The sequence below is a fragment of the Listeria cossartiae subsp. cossartiae genome, from assembly GCF_014224155.1.
GTDB lineage: Bacteria > Bacillota > Bacilli > Lactobacillales > Listeriaceae > Listeria > Listeria cossartiae.
This window is the reverse complement of record NZ_JAASUI010000002.1, coordinates 228,620-243,321: the sequence shown is the minus strand read 5'-3', so window position 1 is coordinate 243,321 and position 14,702 is coordinate 228,620. Positions and strand designations below refer to the sequence as shown.

The following is a 14,702-nucleotide window of genomic DNA, read 5'->3' as shown; positions in this document are numbered from 1 at the left end:
ATGTACAATATTGTATGTAAGTTGGTTATTCTTCACAAAATAAACTATTTAAGACAAGCTTCCGTTTCTAGTCTGTCTTAAGTAGTTTATTTTTTTAGTATCATTTAAAAAAGCCAGCCAGGATTAATTTCCCGACCGGCTTTTTGATTTTAATCTTCTTCCACTTGAATTGAAACACCCACATCTAGCAATTCCTCAACTGCCTCAATAACAGAAAACTCGCCATACTTGTATACTTCCTCATTCACAACTAAAACCGGCAAAGCTTCCATCCCGTTCTCTTCAAGCAGCGTTTCAACCAGCTCCGGCAAGTCCACTTTCCCGACCTCTCTCAACTGAATATCAAACACGATACCCGTATAATCAAAATGGATTTCTCGCTCAGCTTCACTTTTATTCATAAACGCTTTCCATATCTCTAAGTTTATTTCCGACTCATTTTCCGCAGAATAAAAGTAACTAATATGCTTCATCCTAAAAATCACTTGCTCTCTAAATCATGAACAAACAGCCCACTTAATAATTTCGGTTCAAACCAAGTCGATTTTGGCGGCATGATTTCCGAAGCATCTGCCACACTAAGTAAATCGTCCATTGTTGGTGGGTACATCGCAAATGCGACCGAATGGCTACCGTTATCAACGAGACGCTCTAGCTCACCCAATCCACGTATTCCACCGACAAAATCAATGCGGTTATCGCGGCGAATATCTTCAATCCCAAAAATCGGCGTTAAAACTTGCGATTGCAATATCGAAACATCTAGCTGCCCAATCACATCATTTGGAATCACTTCACTTTTCGCTGTAAGTTTGTACCAATTTCCGTCCAAATACATCCCTACTTGTTTTGGCTTCTCTGGCTTAAATGCTTCTTTCCCAACCTTCTCCACATCAAAACTAGTCTCTACTTTGCTAATGAAATCCACTTCAATTGGCACATTCACAACCCGATTATAATCAAGAATTTCTAATTGCTCTTCTGGGAAAACAACCGATAAAAAGAAATTGAATTCCGCTTCTGGTCCAGCCTCCGGAAACTCATCACGCCGTTTCAGACCAACTTTTACCGCCGACTCCGTTCTATGATGTCCGTCTGCGATGTATAGCGCTGGGACTTCCGAGAACGCCGCTGACAGGTCTTCTAGAATATGTGCGTCCGTAATTGCCCAAACCTTATGCGCGACGCCGTGGAAGCTCTCAAAGTCATATTCCGGCTCATTTTCCCGCACCCAAGACTCAACAAGCGTATTAATCGCTTCTTTTCCACGATAAGTCAGGAAAATCGGACTTGTATTCGCATCACAAACATCGACATGGCGAATCCGGTCCAACTCCTTTTCCTCACGAGTCAGCTCATGTTTTTTAATCTTCCCGTTCATATAATCATCAATCGACGTGCAAACAACAAGACCCGTTTGCGGACGGCCATCCATCGTCAGCTGATAAATATAAAATGCCGGATTTGCTTCTCTACCAAGCCAACCATCCAGCTCAAATTGCTCCAAATTGTCAGCCGCTTTTTGATAAACAGCTGGGTCGTAAGGGGAAATCGCCGGATCCAAATCAATTTCCGCCTTATCAATATGTAAAAAAGAATACTTATTTGCATCACCAAGTTCGCGCGCCTCATCCGAATTAAGTACATCATATGGCAATGAAGCCACTTTTTCTGCTAAATTTTTAATTGGACGAATTGCTTTAAATGGACGTATATTTACCATTGTTATCCTCCTTTTTAGTAAAAGAGCATGAACCCATTTGGCAATAACCACAACGTTTCATGCTCTCATTATTTCCCGGGTAATAATTTTAAACCGTTACACCTAAGGGCTCAATAAGTCGAACACGCAAAACCCCTTGGACAGCTAACAAATCTTGCTTTAATTGTTCCAAATTAGCTTGCGTTTCTTTATCGATATCAATTAACGTGTAGGCATATTCATTTTTACTGCGATTGGTCATATCTAAAATGTTTAAAGAATATTTCCCAAGTTCGGTCGTGATTTGCCCTACCATATTTGGAATATTTTTGTGGCAAATTCCAATTCGCGGATGCCCATTATACGGCATTTCCACATTTGGATAGTTCACAGAATTTTTAATGCTGCCCGTTTCAAAATAAGCTTGTAGTTCTTTCGCAGCCATTTTTGCGCAGTTGGTCTCCGCTTCTTCCGTCGATGCACCTAAATGTGGAAATACATGCACTTTTTTATGATTTAATAATTCTTTTGTTGCAAAATCCGTAATATACAAACGTAAAAGTCCATCATCCAAAGCTTCTCTCATAGACGCAGCATCGACTAACTCGCCGCGTGAAAAGTTCAGTAAAACTGCATTATCTTTTACTAATTGCAGCGTATCCGCGTTAAACATACCGCGCGTTTTATCCGTTAAAGGCACATGAACGGTTAAATAATCACAGGTCGCTAAAACTTCTTCTATCGTCATCGCGCGTTCCACTTCTTTAGAAATTCTCCAAGCCGTGTCCACCGAAACGAACGGATCATAACCAACCACATCCATCCCAAGCGATAAAGCGTCATTCGCAACTAAAGCACCTATTGCACCCAAGCCAATAATCCCCAATTTTTTCCCAGCAAGTTCTGTCCCCGCAAAAGCTTTTTTACCAGCTTCCACTTTTTGCTCAACATCATCTTCTGCCGGCAATTGTTTCACCCATTCCGTTCCTTCCAAAATGGGGCGCGCCGAAACGAATAAACTCGCAAGGACTAACTCCTTCACAGCATTGGCATTCGCGCCAGGCGTGTTGAAAACAACAATACCTTTTTCTGAACAATTTTCTACTGGGATATTATTAACCCCCGCACCAGCTCTAGCAACTGCCTTCACTGTTTCTGGAAAGTCAAAATCGTGTAAGTTGTAACTCCGTAGTAAAATCCCGTCTGCTGGCTGATTCGCATCAATCACATATTTTTCAAGATCAAATGTCTTTAAGCCTTCTTTTGCGATAGCATTAAACGTTTGGATATTAAACACGTACTTCTCCCCCTTTTCTTGCATTGGCAAATTTTTCCATAAAGGCGATTAGAGCTTCCACCCCTTCAACTGGAAATGCATTGTAAAGACTTGCTCGCATCCCGCCCACTGAGCGATGTCCTTTCAAGTTTTCAAAACCATTTGCTTCAGCTTCTTTGACAAAAGCTTTATCAAACTCCTGAGAATTCGTCACAAAAGGAACATTCGTGAGCGATCTGGCAGAAGGTTCGACCGGTGAAGAAAAGAAATCCGATTGATCAATATAATCATATAATAATGCCGCTTTTTTGCGATTTAACGCTTCAATCCCAGCCACGCCACCTTGCTCTTTAATCCATTCAAATACTAATTTCGCTACATAAATGGCAAACGTTGGTGGTGTGTTATACATGGAATCATTCTCGGCTTGTACTTTGAAATCTAACATAGAAGGAAGCCCCTCTACTTGCCCTATCAAATCTTCGCGCACGATGACAAGCGTTAATCCAGCAGGCCCAATGTTCTTTTGCGCTCCTGCATAAATTAAGCCGAATTTTTCCACATCATAAACGCTCGATAAAATATTGGAGGACATATCCGCAACGACCGGGACAGCTGAGTCTGGCACATCAAACATCGCCGTTCCTTCGATCGTATTATTTGTCGTTACATGTAAGTAAGCCACATCACTAGAAACTGTAGGAATTTCAGGAATATAGCTGAAATTGCGGTCTTCCGATGAGGCAACTACTTCCACCTCAACACCCTGAATTTTTTTGGCTTCAGAAATTGCTTTCTTCGCCCAAGATCCAGTGTTTACATAAGCCGCTTTTTTACCATTTGCAAGATTCATCGGCACCATGTTAAATTGCAAACTCGCGCCACCTTGCAAAAATAGTACTTTGTAATTATCTGGAATCTCCATCAATTCTCGAATTAAGCTCTCCGCATCGTCTAGGATGTTTTGAAATAATTCTGAACGGTGACTCAGCTCCATTACTGACATTCCTGAACCATTGTAAGAGAGTAGCTCCCTTTGAACCTTTTCAAGTACCGGTACTGGTAAAACTGCCGGACCTGCCGAAAAATTATAAACACGTTCCACTCAACATCTCTCCTGTCATCAAATTTCCCCAATTACTACCAAAAATTTTCACCAATAATAGAATACTTATTGGTCAGATATGAGCCTTCCTCGTTCCACTTATGCTTTTCGAAGTTCTGTCCTTAAGAAATTAAAAAAACGAATCTGTGATATTCCACACAATATTCGGATTTTTCAGCGCTTAAAAGTAAACACTGCCTTTTGTACTTTTGTATATTATAGCAGAAACAGCGCTGTTTTTCAGAAAATTTATACTAAATCTACAAATAAATGTGATGTTCAAACTTTCCAATATAAAAAAAGCGCGAGAATCCGCTATTTAAAGCAATTCTCACACTTTTAAAATTTGAAAACAGCTTCACAAAAGATGTTAGCTATTTTTCACTTTTCGTCCTAAAGTAAACCAATACACGGCAAAAAATACGATAAGCGCAATAATTGCTGTGCGGTACATGATCGCATAATTATAGTAAGTCGCCACGATACTCAGACCAAAACTACCAACAGCCATCCCAATATCCATCCCCGAAAGAAACGTCCCATTCGCGGTACCTTTATTGTGAGGTGCAGCTCGGTCAACAGCAAGTGCTTGAAGTGCCGGTTGCGACATCCCGTAACCTAGCCCAAAGAATAGCGATGCAATAAACAAACTGATTGCCCCCGTTGCAAACGAAAGAATCAATATCCCGATAATCATCGAAAGCGCGCCCGGAATAACAACAAAACGGTGCCCCTTCGTATCATAAAGCCGCCCAGCAAACAAGCGGCTCACAAGCACCATAATCGCTTGTCCAATGAAGTAAACCCAAGTCGTCGAAATCCCAAGCTCCGTCCCATACACCATCATAAACGTCTGAATCCCACCAAGCGGAATCGCCATTAGTAAACATAATCCAGCCGGAAGTAACGCCGTTTTCTCAAACAATTTCATTTTATGATGTACGACTTTTTCTGATTTTGGAATTTTCAACTGTGTCATCAAAATTAAAATAAACACCATCAAAACAAGCGAAAACGTCACTAAAACATCGAAAGAAAAATAATTCATAATTAAAATTGCAATAATCGGCGCCAGTGACATTCCAAGCGCAGTTGTAAGCCCGTAAAACCCAATGCCTTCTCCCGTTCGGCTCGGTGGTACTAATTTAGAAACACCGGTGGCAATCGACGTCGTTCCAATCCCCCAGCCAGCTCCGTGAAAAAGCCGCAATAAAAGCAAGGCCGAAACCGCAGTTGACCAATAAAAGTTCACCGTCGTTAAAATTAAAATCAAAAAACCAACAATAATTAATACTTTCGGGCCAAATTTATCGTTCCAACTTCCCGCAATCGCTCGCATCAGTAGTGCTACAATCGAAAACAACCCTACCGCCAAACTCGCTTGCATTTGTGTTCCGCCTAGTTCAATAATCCGGGCCGGTAACGTCGGCATAAACACCATAAATCCAATATATAAAAGCACACTTCCTAATAATAAAAATACGTAGTCCTTCGTCCAAAGTCTTGTCTTATTTTCCAAAATTTACCCCTCTTTACTCTATATTAGTAGAAATGTTCTTTAAAATAGCCGTGAATTTCTCCAAATCCGCGCGCTCAACTCCGGCAAACATTTTTTCGCAACTCGCTTCCACGATATCTCGCAGTTCGTTCGTCTCTTTTCGCCCTTTTTCAGTTAAAGATAACAGCGAAATCCGTCTATCTTCTGTACTAATTTCCCGCACAATAAGCTCTTTTCTAAGCAAAACATCGACAATGCGATTCACAGTCGGCGTATCCTTCTTCGTCCAAAGCGCAATCTCTTTTTGAGAAATTGGCTCGTTCGCCTCAATTCCCTCTAAAACAGACCATTGCTCAGGCGTCACGTCATAACTCGCAATTGAACGCAGCAAAAACAAATGCATTTTCTTCGCTGTCGTATTCACATCAAATGAGATTTCATCATAATATCCGCGCATTACTATCCCCTTTTCCATTGTCGTAACAATAATTGTCATAACAACCATTATACATATTAATTTCCTCTTTGACAAGAAAAGCAGCCGAATAAACGACTGCTCCTACAATAATTCCACATCAATAATATCTCTAAATTCAATAACATATTCATACCCAACTATGTCCTTAAAAATAACTTCTTCTGTTAGCATATCTATTTCGAGTGGCACCAAATCTTGTTTTTCAAGTTCTCCAAGCCCAAGGAATGCGGAAGGATATTCAAAGGATGCTAGACGTAAAGAAGAAACATCTGCTTCTTGAAAATAGCTTAACCGAACGACCCATTCTCGCTTCATGGCATCTTTTAATGTGATAAAAAAGCTCTCGCGTTCTAAATAATCCACTTCTGGCCGACTCGTTAAAAAAGCTGCATTCTTCGCTGTCCGCACTTGCTCTTTCTGGATTGCCATAACCATAATTATCACCTCTTAATCACATTATACGAACAAACGTTCTTAAAATCAAGCATTTTGCTAAAAAAATTTTTTCGCAAGAGCCAGAACCGGTTTAGCGCTTACATAATCTTTTTCCGACAAAAACACTTGCAAATTAATAAATAGTTGCTATACTTATGTAAGTAAATAACATTAACAAAGGAGTTTTATAATTATGACTAATACATTTTTAGATTCTATTAAAGTTCGTCGTTCCATTTATGCACTAGACAAAAACGTTTCCCTAGAGGATTCCAAAATTGAAGAAATCATTAAAGACGCTGTTAAATATAGCCCATCTTCATTCAACTCTCAAAGTTCTCGCGCTGTTATTCTTTTAGGAGAAAACCATGATAAACTTTGGAATATCGTAGAAGATACTTTACGCGCAATCGTACCAGCTGAAAATTTTGCAGCTACTGAAGAAAAAGTTGGTTCTTTCCGCGCTGGATACGGAACAGTTCTTTTCTTTGAAGATACTGCTGTTATCGAAGGCTTACAAGAAAACTTCGCTCTATATGCAGACAACTTCCCTGTATGGTCCGAACAATCTTCAGGTATTGCACAACATTCTGTATGGGTTGCTCTTGCAAACGCTGGTATCGGTGCGTCTCTTCAACATTACAATCCACTAATTGACGACGCTGTTAAAGCTGAATGGAATATTCCTGCAAGCTGGAACCTACGTGCGCAAATGCCGTTTGGTAACATCGTTCAAGAAGCTGGCGAAAAAGAATTCATCGATGACGCTGATCGTTTCCGCGTTTTCAAATAATAAATGTTTCACGTGAAACAAAAAATTCCGCGACCATTAACTGGTATCGCGGAATTTTTATTTTGCTAGACTTTTAAATCTGCTTCTAAGTTCATCACAACTGACAATACCAGCAATTGCGCCTTTAATTTCTCCATCAACAAGAACAAGCGAATTGGGTATTCCTTTTACATCAAACTGTTGAGCTAATGCACGTTGTTTATCTACATTAATTTTCACAACTTGGACATTACCTTCTTCCATCTCAGCGAATTGCTCAAGCGTTGGCCAAAAGCAGCGGCACGGTGCACACCACTCTGCCCAAAAGTTAAGTAATATTTTAGGATGGCTGCTAATAATCTCTTCCAAGTCATCTTCTTTTGCAAAAATAATCGCCATACATATCCACCTCACATTCAGAATATTCCAAAGTTGTATCGTGGTCAAGTAAAGGGTTTTAGAATAGCAATATATCTTGCTCTTTGTTCATTTTTTGACACTTTTGTTTCACGTGAAACATTTTATTTGCTATGTAATATCTCTAAAATGCGTAAATCTAGCAAACCTGTACTTTTCAAGGTCATGTCCGCCTCGCGTAGACCAGAACCAACACCCACACTTACAATTCCAGCTGCATTGATTGCTTCAATTCCAGCTTGAGCATCTTCAACTCCGACTACTTCAGACGTTTCTAAGTCCAAACCTCGGCACGCTTCCACAAAAATTTCTGGATCAGGTTTTGATTTAGTGATTTTAGCAGCATCGACAATATAATCAAATTCTTGTTCCATTTCTAACGCGCTTAACACCGTACGAGCATTTTTCGAAACAGATGCAATCGCGCATTTAAGATTTTGCTTTTTAAGAGCCACAATAAGCTCTTTAATTCCTGGCAAAACATCAGCTGGCGTAATTTCTTGCAATAAGCTCACATAGAACTCATTTTTATCTGCGGCAAGAGCTTCGATTTGTTCTTGTGTAAAATCGTTTTCGCGTCCACCCTTTTTCAAAATAAGCAGTAGCGAGTCAATTCTACTTACGCCTTTTAAATTTTCATTAAATGCTTCATCGAATTCAATTCCGATGCTTTCCGCTGTTTTTTTCCAAGCTAAGTAGTGATAATGCGCTGTATCTGTGATGACACCATCTAAATCGAAAACTACTCCTTTTAATGCTGTTGTCATTCTACTCGTCCTTTCCAAACTGCCGCCACATTTCGCGCGGTTCTTCTTAAATTATTTGGTGTTTCTTTAAGTATATTTTCTAAAGTTGCTGGTTTGGCGATGGATGGAAATACTGCGCTGATTCCGACTTCATAAACTGCTTCGAGGCCGTCACCAACACTTCCACAAATTGCGAAAACCGGTGTTTCTTTCGGCACTACTTTTGCAACGCCTACAGGGGCTTTTCCTTGAGCGGTTTGGCCGTCCATTTTCCCTTCACCAACGATGACTAGGTCGGCATCTTCGCAAACGGTTTTGATTTGAAGTGCTTCAATTACAAAATCAATTCCCGATAGCAAATTCGCTTCTGCAAATGTCACAAGTCCAGCGCCAATTCCGCCACCAGCACCAGCTCGCGGCATTGTAACCATTGCTGGGTTTGCTAACTGATAAAAATGGCACATGGCTTCATCTGTACTTGCCAAATCGGCTTCTGCTAACCCTTTTTGCGGGCCAAACACATACGACGCGCCAGTTTCCCCACAAAGCGGATTTTCAACATCGGTCACAATATTCACCGTGATATTCTTTAATTCAGCGGCTACATTTTCAGAACGAATCGTTGCGATTTTTGCTAAATTAGCGCCAATTGAGTCGACCGCATTATTTTCTGCGTCTAGGAATTCATAACCAAGCGCGCTAGCCATGCCAATTCCGCCATCGTTTGAAGCGCTTCCACCAATACCAATGATAATCTCGGTTGCACCTTTTTCTATCGCGTGCAAAATTAGCTCGCCCACGCCTTTTGTGCTCACTTGAAGTGGGTCTCGCTTGCTCGTCGGAACTAAGTGTAAACCGCAAACCTCGGCCATTTCAATCAGCGCTGTTTTGTTACCTTCCGTGAACGCAACTTGCGCTGAGATTTGGTCACCAAAAGGTCCAGACACGTCAATTTTCATTTTTTCCGCACCTAAAGCATTACTTAAAATCTCTAGCGTACCTTCCCCACCATCACTGACAGGGAGTAAATGATAATCTGCATCTGGATAAACCTCTTGAAAGCCCTCTTTAATATACTCTGCCACCTCATGCGCCGTCAAACTTTCTTTAAATGAATCCGGTGCAATGACAATTTTCATAAAGACACATCCTTCTGTTCCAAATTAATGGTTAATGTATCCGTTAATTGTTGTTTTTCTCCGTAGATAACTAATTCTAGCACGCTTTTTGTACTTTTTGAAAGTTGCAGTGTATTTGGCGCGATTTCTACCGAGATTGTTTCGCCTTTCCAAGCAAATTCAAACGCAACAGCTTGCCACGCATCCGGTAAGTTTGGCGCGATTTCCAGCAATTCCCCGCTAGTATCAATGCCCGCAAATCCAAAAACTACCGCCAGCCAAATTGCGCCGAGTGACGCCGCATGAAGCCCGTCATCAGATGAATGAGGTTCACTTCCAAGGTCAATTAAACACGCTTCTTGGAAAAACTGGTAAGCTTGCGCACGGTTTCCAGTTTGATTTTCCACAATTGCATGAATCGCTTTACTTAAAGAAGAATCATGAATCGTTCGTTTTTCATAATAATCTAGGTTTTTCTTCACGATTTCCGGTGCAAACATCTTAGGAAAAAGATAAAACAACATCACTAAATCTGCTTGTTTTAAAATTTGTAATTCGTTTACTTCTTGACGCGAATAATCTAGCAAAATTCCTTGCGTGCCTTGTGCCGCCTTATATTTATCTAAATTTATCCAGTCTTTTTGCAAGAAAGTATCATCTTGTGGAATTAAGCCCGCTTCGTTTTCGACTGGTAAATATAGATTTTCAAGGAATTTTTCTGCTTGAGCCGCGAAAGCTTTATTATCTTTATTCCATTCAAGCGCTTTTTTCACATTGAAATGCGCCATGTAATTCGTATAAGTATTATTATCGATATGCTCCGTGTACTCGTCAGGCCCAATTACATCAAGGATTTCCAAGCGCCCATTACGATTAGTTGCACGGCTAATCCAAAATTCCGCTGTTTCAAGAAGCAATTCCGCGCCACAATCAGCCATGAACTGCGCATCACCCGTTGCCGCTTCATATTCACAAACCGCATAAGCAATGTCCGCCACTAAGTGATGCTCCGAAATTGCCGAAGCTACCTTTTGACGCGTTCCAGTCCGAATGTTAATCGCTGCAAATTCAGGTGTTTCTTCTTCACCAGAGAATGCACTTTCCCACGGATAAAGCGCCCCATTATAGCCGTTTTTCACCGCTTTTTCTTTTGCTTCTTTCAAATGAAGATAACGATATTGCAGTAGTTGTTTGGCAATTTCCGGCTGATTATAAAGGAAAAATGGCATAATAAAAATTTCTGTATCCCAAAAAACATGTCCCTTGTATCCTTCCCCGGTCAGCCCTTTCGCACCAACGCTACAGCGGGAATCTTCTTTCGGCGTCATAATTTCTAAATGATAGCACGCAAAATCCAGCGCAAACTGATCGAACGCATTCGTGCTCTTAACGCGAACACCCGCATGCTCCCAAAAATCAGCCCAAATAGTTTCCGAAGCCGCTTTCAGTTCTGCATAGCTTTCTTTTGGAAATTCCGCGTCCACTTCGTCTAGCGAAGTTTTAACCACACTTAGTTTTTCCAAAGTGAACATTTGGTTTACAGCGATTTCTTGCTCCACTTCGGTCATCAATTGCCGATTTTTCGCAGTGAAAATTCCTTTTTCGTTCACTTTTGTTGCTATTGTAATTCGCTGTTTGCTCTCGATCGTTTCGTATTCGCCAACCATCAATTCTTCATCAAAAATCCGCAAACTCGACTCCGCTAACTGCTGTGTTCCAAAATTGGTTTGTTGCGCGTCAATACCAGTCTTTACTTTCACTTTCATATTGTCGCTCAAAGGTGTAATTTCCACTTTAGCCGCGATAACATGTTTTATTTCTTTTGAAACAAATCGGTGAAAATTCAGTTGGTATTTTTTTCCCGCGCTACTTTCCCAAGTGATTTTGCGAACTAATTCTCCTGTGTCCATATCTAAAAAACGTTCGTATGTGTGGACTTTTCCCGCTTGCATCGAAAAAACTTCGCCATCAAGCGTCACTTGGAATCGTGTCACATCCGGCAAATTCACTAGCTCCGAACTCATCGAACCGCTCGGACGATTATAAATTCCCGCCACATACATACCGCGAACTTGCTCCGGATACTCTTCTTCAAGAGCACCGCGCACGCCCAAATAACCATTTCCCACAGTCATTTGGCTACCATATTTATTTAGATAATTTAATGCAAATTCCTTCTCGATTATTTTCCTCATAAAGAAACACTCTCACCTTTTTCTGCCGATTCGTATAAGCTTTCAACGATTTTTTGGATGATATAACCTTGTTCTGCTCCAGCAAGCTCCACTTTTCCATCACCAAGAACACTATCAACAAAGGCTTTCATACTATTTTCGTGTTTATTTTCGTCCAATTGACCAAGGCTCTCCAATAACTCAAACGCACCTGCATTATCTGTATAAATTTCAGCCGGGTATAAACTTCCACCAGCTAAATCACCGAAAAAGTCGACATTTAGCATGTTTTCCGGTTTAATATGTAACGCAAAAGAAGTATCAAGCTCAATCAATCCGCCATTTTCCAATTCAATAAAGCCGAATAAAGAATCTTCCACTGTATATTTTTTCGGATCCCACGAACCAAATGTCCCAGCACTTTTCTTCGTCCCGATTTTTTGGAAACTTTTTGCCGTTACTTTCTTCACTTTTGGAAAACCAAGGACAAACATCGCCGCATCAAGCATATGAATCCCCATATCAATCAATGGACCCCCGCCTTGCATTTCTTTGTTCGTAAACGTTCCCCAACCCGGGACACCAGAACGACGAAGCGCAGTAGCCTTCACACAATAAATCTCACCTAAAAGCGCCGAATTTTCCTTCAAAAACTGTGCTTCACTGGAAAAACGATGGTGGAAATCATACGCCAAAATTGCACCTTTTTTCTCAGCCAGCTCCCACATCGCTTTCGCTTCCGCCGCACTCATTGCGGGTGGTTTTTCACACATTACGTCTGCCCCATGTACTAATGACAGCATCACATTGTCAAAATGAAACCGGTTGGGCGTACAAATACTCACAATATCAATTTTTTCTGTAGCAAACATTTCTTCTGCTGTAGCAAAATGCTTCTCAAAACCATTGTTCACGCGGAACTCTTCACCGCGTTCCATACTTGGATCGCAAACAGCCACAAGCTCTAGTTCATTTCTCGTCTTATAATATGCAGCGTGGACCTTCTCAGCGACTTGTCCGGCGCCTATAATCGCAACTCTTTTTTTCATTATCCGAAACTCCTTTTAGAAAAATCCGTCCGCTTTGAATGGGACGGATTTTCTATTTTAAATTAAACAGCTTTTTAAATGTGCTAATGCATCTTTATAAGCTTGTTCAGGATTTTCACTGCGAACACGACATTCAAAAGTTAAAAATCCGTTGTAACCATTCTTTTTCAGTTGATCAAAACTTGTTTTAAAATCAAGGCTGCCGCTTCCTGGTTGGTAGCGATGATTATCAGCAACATGAATATGACCAATCGATGCTTTATACATCTCAAGTGCAGCTGGAATGCTATCTTCTTCAATGTTCATATGATAGAAGTCAGCGATAATTTCTACATTTTTGAGATTATTTTCATCAATATATTTCTGCGCATCACCCAGCAAATTAATCATGTGATCTTGGTATCTGTTAAGCGGCTCAAGATAAACTTTCGTGCCAGTCTCACCAGCAATTTTATCCAAGTAAATTAATGACTCGCTCACAGCTTTGAAATCGCCGGCTTGGCTACGCGGTGAAGTCATTGGTGGAAGGCGGTACGTGAACATTCCCCACGCCGCTGGAACAACAATCCCTTGCCCGCCAACTTCTGCTAAAGCTTCTAAAATCGCCTTAATTTCTTCTAAACCGTTCAGTCTGCGCTCTTCAATGAAGTCACCAATCCAACCATCATAACCGCCACATGCAGTACTAACAGGTAGCCCAGTTTTTTCGATAGCCTTCTTTACTTCATCCAAATTTTCAACAAGCAATTTACCATCAATTTCAAAACCTTCAAAGCCCATTTCTTTTACATAAGCAAATTTTTCTTCAATATTTTCCGGGAAAAATGCTTGGTTTTGTGTGCCTAATTTCATTATTATCGCTCCTTAAAGGGTAATCCCCATTTTAATACTTAAATCAGGTTGTTGGTCGACATATTTCATGTAGCTCTCAGCAGAATCAGCGAATGGAACGACTGGATCAATAATATCCGAGCAATCTAAGTACCCATTCATCAGTAATTCCCAACAAGTTTCCTCGATACGCTTACGATCCCAACGCGGATAATCCGGATTTGGCTCACTAGCCGCACGAGAAAAGACGATTTTCGCATTGTTGAAATGAGCTTCACGTCCTAGGTTAAAGCCTTCTGGGAAAGGTTTCGCGAATGCTACGTAAGAAATCGTTCCGCCGTATGCAATTCCGCGCAACGCAGCTTGAAGTGCCGCCGCATTACCGCTTGTTTCAATGATAGAATCTGCTCCAAGTTTACCAGTAAGGCGTTTCACTTCTAAACCAACATCTGTCGTAATCGGATCAAACGTAGCATCTGCTCCATGTTTTTCAGCGATTTCACGACGATGACTAAGTGGATCAACCCCGATAACAACACTTGCACCAGCTTTTTTCGCTAGTTGAATCGCAATTTGACCAATCGCGCCAAGTCCGACAACAACAACGTAATCGCCCGCGCGAACATGTGCATCACGCACGCCACTCATTGCAAATTGAGCCGGGTCGTAGCAAACTGCATTTTTCCAATTAGCACCTTTTGGCAATTTGCGTAATTTATAATTATCAACAGCTTTTACAATAACTGTTTCCATAATGGGTCCGTAAGAACAAACGATATCCCCAAGCGCATATTCCGTCACTTGGCTCCCACATTCCACAACTTCACCAACGACCATGTTACCTAGCTGAAACTCGCCAAATACAATGCCTCGCGCACTATTTGTTTCACGTGAAACAAATAGATTCCATTCTGGTGAAAATTCTTCATCAATAAAAGGACTAATTCCTCTAAAATCAACTACTTCGGTACCATGTTTTGGAGAAGCGAATTGTACTTTGATTTTTACTTCATCTTCTAAAACTTCACGATCATTATATTCTACTAATGCCGCCACACGAGGCGCTGTCGCTACTAATTTTTTCATTTTAAATTACTTCCT

General features: G+C 40.9%; 15 protein-coding genes. 1 reads left to right on the top strand and 14 read right to left on the bottom strand.

Annotated features, from left to right (window positions below):
* Nucleotides 1-149: 149 nt before the first annotated feature.
* The 7 genes from HCJ30_RS08325 to HCJ30_RS08295 form a co-directional block, all read right to left on the bottom strand.
* Nucleotides 150-473: an arsenic metallochaperone ArsD family protein gene (locus HCJ30_RS08325; protein WP_185391777.1), complete on the bottom strand. Its 324-nt coding sequence runs from the start codon at nt 471-473 to the stop codon at nt 150-152.
* 8 nt (nt 474-481) lie between these two features.
* Entirely contained in the window at nt 482-1,723 is a 1,242-nt protein-coding gene (locus HCJ30_RS08320; RefSeq protein WP_185391776.1) for a DUF1015 domain-containing protein, read from the bottom strand.
* A gap of 88 nt (nt 1,724-1,811) precedes the next feature.
* The gene (locus HCJ30_RS08315) at nt 1,812-2,999 is read right to left on the bottom strand and encodes a phosphoglycerate dehydrogenase (protein WP_185391775.1); all 1,188 of its coding nucleotides are present in this window, start codon (nt 2,997-2,999) and stop codon (nt 1,812-1,814) included.
* A complete protein-coding gene (gene serC / locus HCJ30_RS08310) occupies nt 2,992-4,083 on the bottom strand; it encodes a 3-phosphoserine/phosphohydroxythreonine transaminase (RefSeq protein WP_185391774.1) in 1,092 nt (363 codons plus the stop codon). Before serC ends, HCJ30_RS08315 begins: the two co-directional genes overlap by 8 nt.
* A gap of 370 nt (nt 4,084-4,453) precedes the next feature.
* Nucleotides 4,454-5,602 carry a lmo2826 family MFS transporter gene (locus HCJ30_RS08305; RefSeq protein ID WP_185391773.1) on the bottom strand — a complete coding sequence of 383 codons (1,149 nt, stop codon included), beginning with the start codon at nt 5,600-5,602 and terminating at the stop codon, nt 4,454-4,456.
* A 13-nt stretch (nt 5,603-5,615) separates the two neighbouring features.
* A complete protein-coding gene (locus HCJ30_RS08300; RefSeq protein WP_149056461.1) occupies nt 5,616-6,038 on the bottom strand; it encodes a MarR family winged helix-turn-helix transcriptional regulator in 423 nt (140 codons plus the stop codon).
* 102 nt (nt 6,039-6,140) lie between these two features.
* Nucleotides 6,141-6,494, bottom strand: coding sequence for a hypothetical protein (locus HCJ30_RS08295; RefSeq protein ID WP_185391772.1), 354 nt, complete (start codon nt 6,492-6,494; stop codon nt 6,141-6,143).
* Between the two features lie 193 nt (nt 6,495-6,687).
* On the opposite strand from HCJ30_RS08295, the gene HCJ30_RS08290 reads away from it, so the two are divergent.
* On the top strand, nt 6,688-7,287 hold the full coding sequence (locus tag HCJ30_RS08290) for a nitroreductase family protein (protein ID WP_003768793.1): 600 nt from the start codon (nt 6,688-6,690) through the stop codon (nt 7,285-7,287).
* Nucleotides 7,288-7,344: 57 nt separating this feature from the next.
* Here the strand turns inward: HCJ30_RS08290 and HCJ30_RS08285 are convergent, their stop codons facing one another.
* The 7 genes from HCJ30_RS08285 to HCJ30_RS08255 all read right to left on the bottom strand — a co-directional run bounded on the left by HCJ30_RS08285 (nt 7,345) and on the right by HCJ30_RS08255 (nt 14,687).
* A complete protein-coding gene (locus HCJ30_RS08285; protein WP_149056417.1) occupies nt 7,345-7,665 on the bottom strand; it encodes a thioredoxin family protein in 321 nt (106 codons plus the stop codon).
* Between the two features lie 122 nt (nt 7,666-7,787).
* The gene (gene pgmB / locus HCJ30_RS08280) at nt 7,788-8,450 is read right to left on the bottom strand and encodes a beta-phosphoglucomutase (protein ID WP_185391771.1); all 663 of its coding nucleotides are present in this window, start codon (nt 8,448-8,450) and stop codon (nt 7,788-7,790) included.
* Complete coding sequence (locus tag HCJ30_RS08275; protein WP_185391770.1) at nt 8,447-9,568, bottom strand: glycerate kinase; 1,122 nt, start codon at nt 9,566-9,568, stop codon at nt 8,447-8,449. The genes pgmB and HCJ30_RS08275 overlap by 4 nt, the downstream gene beginning before the upstream one ends.
* Nucleotides 9,565-11,742, bottom strand: coding sequence for a glycoside hydrolase family 65 protein (locus tag HCJ30_RS08270; RefSeq protein WP_185391769.1), 2,178 nt, complete (start codon nt 11,740-11,742; stop codon nt 9,565-9,567). The genes HCJ30_RS08275 and HCJ30_RS08270 overlap by 4 nt, the downstream gene beginning before the upstream one ends.
* Nucleotides 11,739-12,770: a Gfo/Idh/MocA family protein gene (locus tag HCJ30_RS08265; protein ID WP_185391768.1), complete on the bottom strand. Its 1,032-nt coding sequence runs from the start codon at nt 12,768-12,770 to the stop codon at nt 11,739-11,741. The genes HCJ30_RS08270 and HCJ30_RS08265 overlap by 4 nt, the downstream gene beginning before the upstream one ends.
* Before the next feature lie 57 nt (nt 12,771-12,827).
* On the bottom strand, nt 12,828-13,622 hold the full coding sequence (locus tag HCJ30_RS08260) for a sugar phosphate isomerase/epimerase family protein (RefSeq protein ID WP_185391767.1): 795 nt from the start codon (nt 13,620-13,622) through the stop codon (nt 12,828-12,830).
* Nucleotides 13,623-13,634: 12 nt separating this feature from the next.
* Nucleotides 13,635-14,687, bottom strand: coding sequence for a zinc-dependent alcohol dehydrogenase (locus HCJ30_RS08255; protein WP_185391766.1), 1,053 nt, complete (start codon nt 14,685-14,687; stop codon nt 13,635-13,637).
* Nucleotides 14,688-14,702 lie beyond the last annotated feature (15 nt).

What these genes read in the sequence shown, in the direction of transcription:
- HCJ30_RS08325 (WP_185391777.1), bottom strand. Translation starts at nt 473, where the DNA reads ATGAAGCATATTAGTTACTTTTATTCTGCGGAAAATGAGTCGGAAATA.
- HCJ30_RS08320 (WP_185391776.1), bottom strand. Translation starts at nt 1,723, where the DNA reads ATGGTAAATATACGTCCATTTAAAGCAATTCGTCCAATTAAAAATTTA.
- HCJ30_RS08300 (WP_149056461.1), bottom strand. Translation starts at nt 6,038, where the DNA reads ATGCGCGGATATTATGATGAAATCTCATTTGATGTGAATACGACAGCG.
- HCJ30_RS08295 (WP_185391772.1), bottom strand. Translation starts at nt 6,494, where the DNA reads ATGGTTATGGCAATCCAGAAAGAGCAAGTGCGGACAGCGAAGAATGCA.
- HCJ30_RS08290 (WP_003768793.1), top strand. Translation starts at nt 6,688, where the DNA reads ATGACTAATACATTTTTAGATTCTATTAAAGTTCGTCGTTCCATTTAT.
- HCJ30_RS08285 (WP_149056417.1), bottom strand. Translation starts at nt 7,665, where the DNA reads ATGGCGATTATTTTTGCAAAAGAAGATGACTTGGAAGAGATTATTAGC.
- pgmB (WP_185391771.1), bottom strand. Translation starts at nt 8,450, where the DNA reads ATGACAACAGCATTAAAAGGAGTAGTTTTCGATTTAGATGGTGTCATC.
- HCJ30_RS08275 (WP_185391770.1), bottom strand. Translation starts at nt 9,568, where the DNA reads ATGAAAATTGTCATTGCACCGGATTCATTTAAAGAAAGTTTGACGGCG.
- HCJ30_RS08270 (WP_185391769.1), bottom strand. Translation starts at nt 11,742, where the DNA reads ATGAGGAAAATAATCGAGAAGGAATTTGCATTAAATTATCTAAATAAA.
- HCJ30_RS08265 (WP_185391768.1), bottom strand. Translation starts at nt 12,770, where the DNA reads ATGAAAAAAAGAGTTGCGATTATAGGCGCCGGACAAGTCGCTGAGAAG.
- HCJ30_RS08260 (WP_185391767.1), bottom strand. Translation starts at nt 13,622, where the DNA reads ATGAAATTAGGCACACAAAACCAAGCATTTTTCCCGGAAAATATTGAA.
- HCJ30_RS08255 (WP_185391766.1), bottom strand. Translation starts at nt 14,687, where the DNA reads ATGAAAAAATTAGTAGCGACAGCGCCTCGTGTGGCGGCATTAGTAGAA.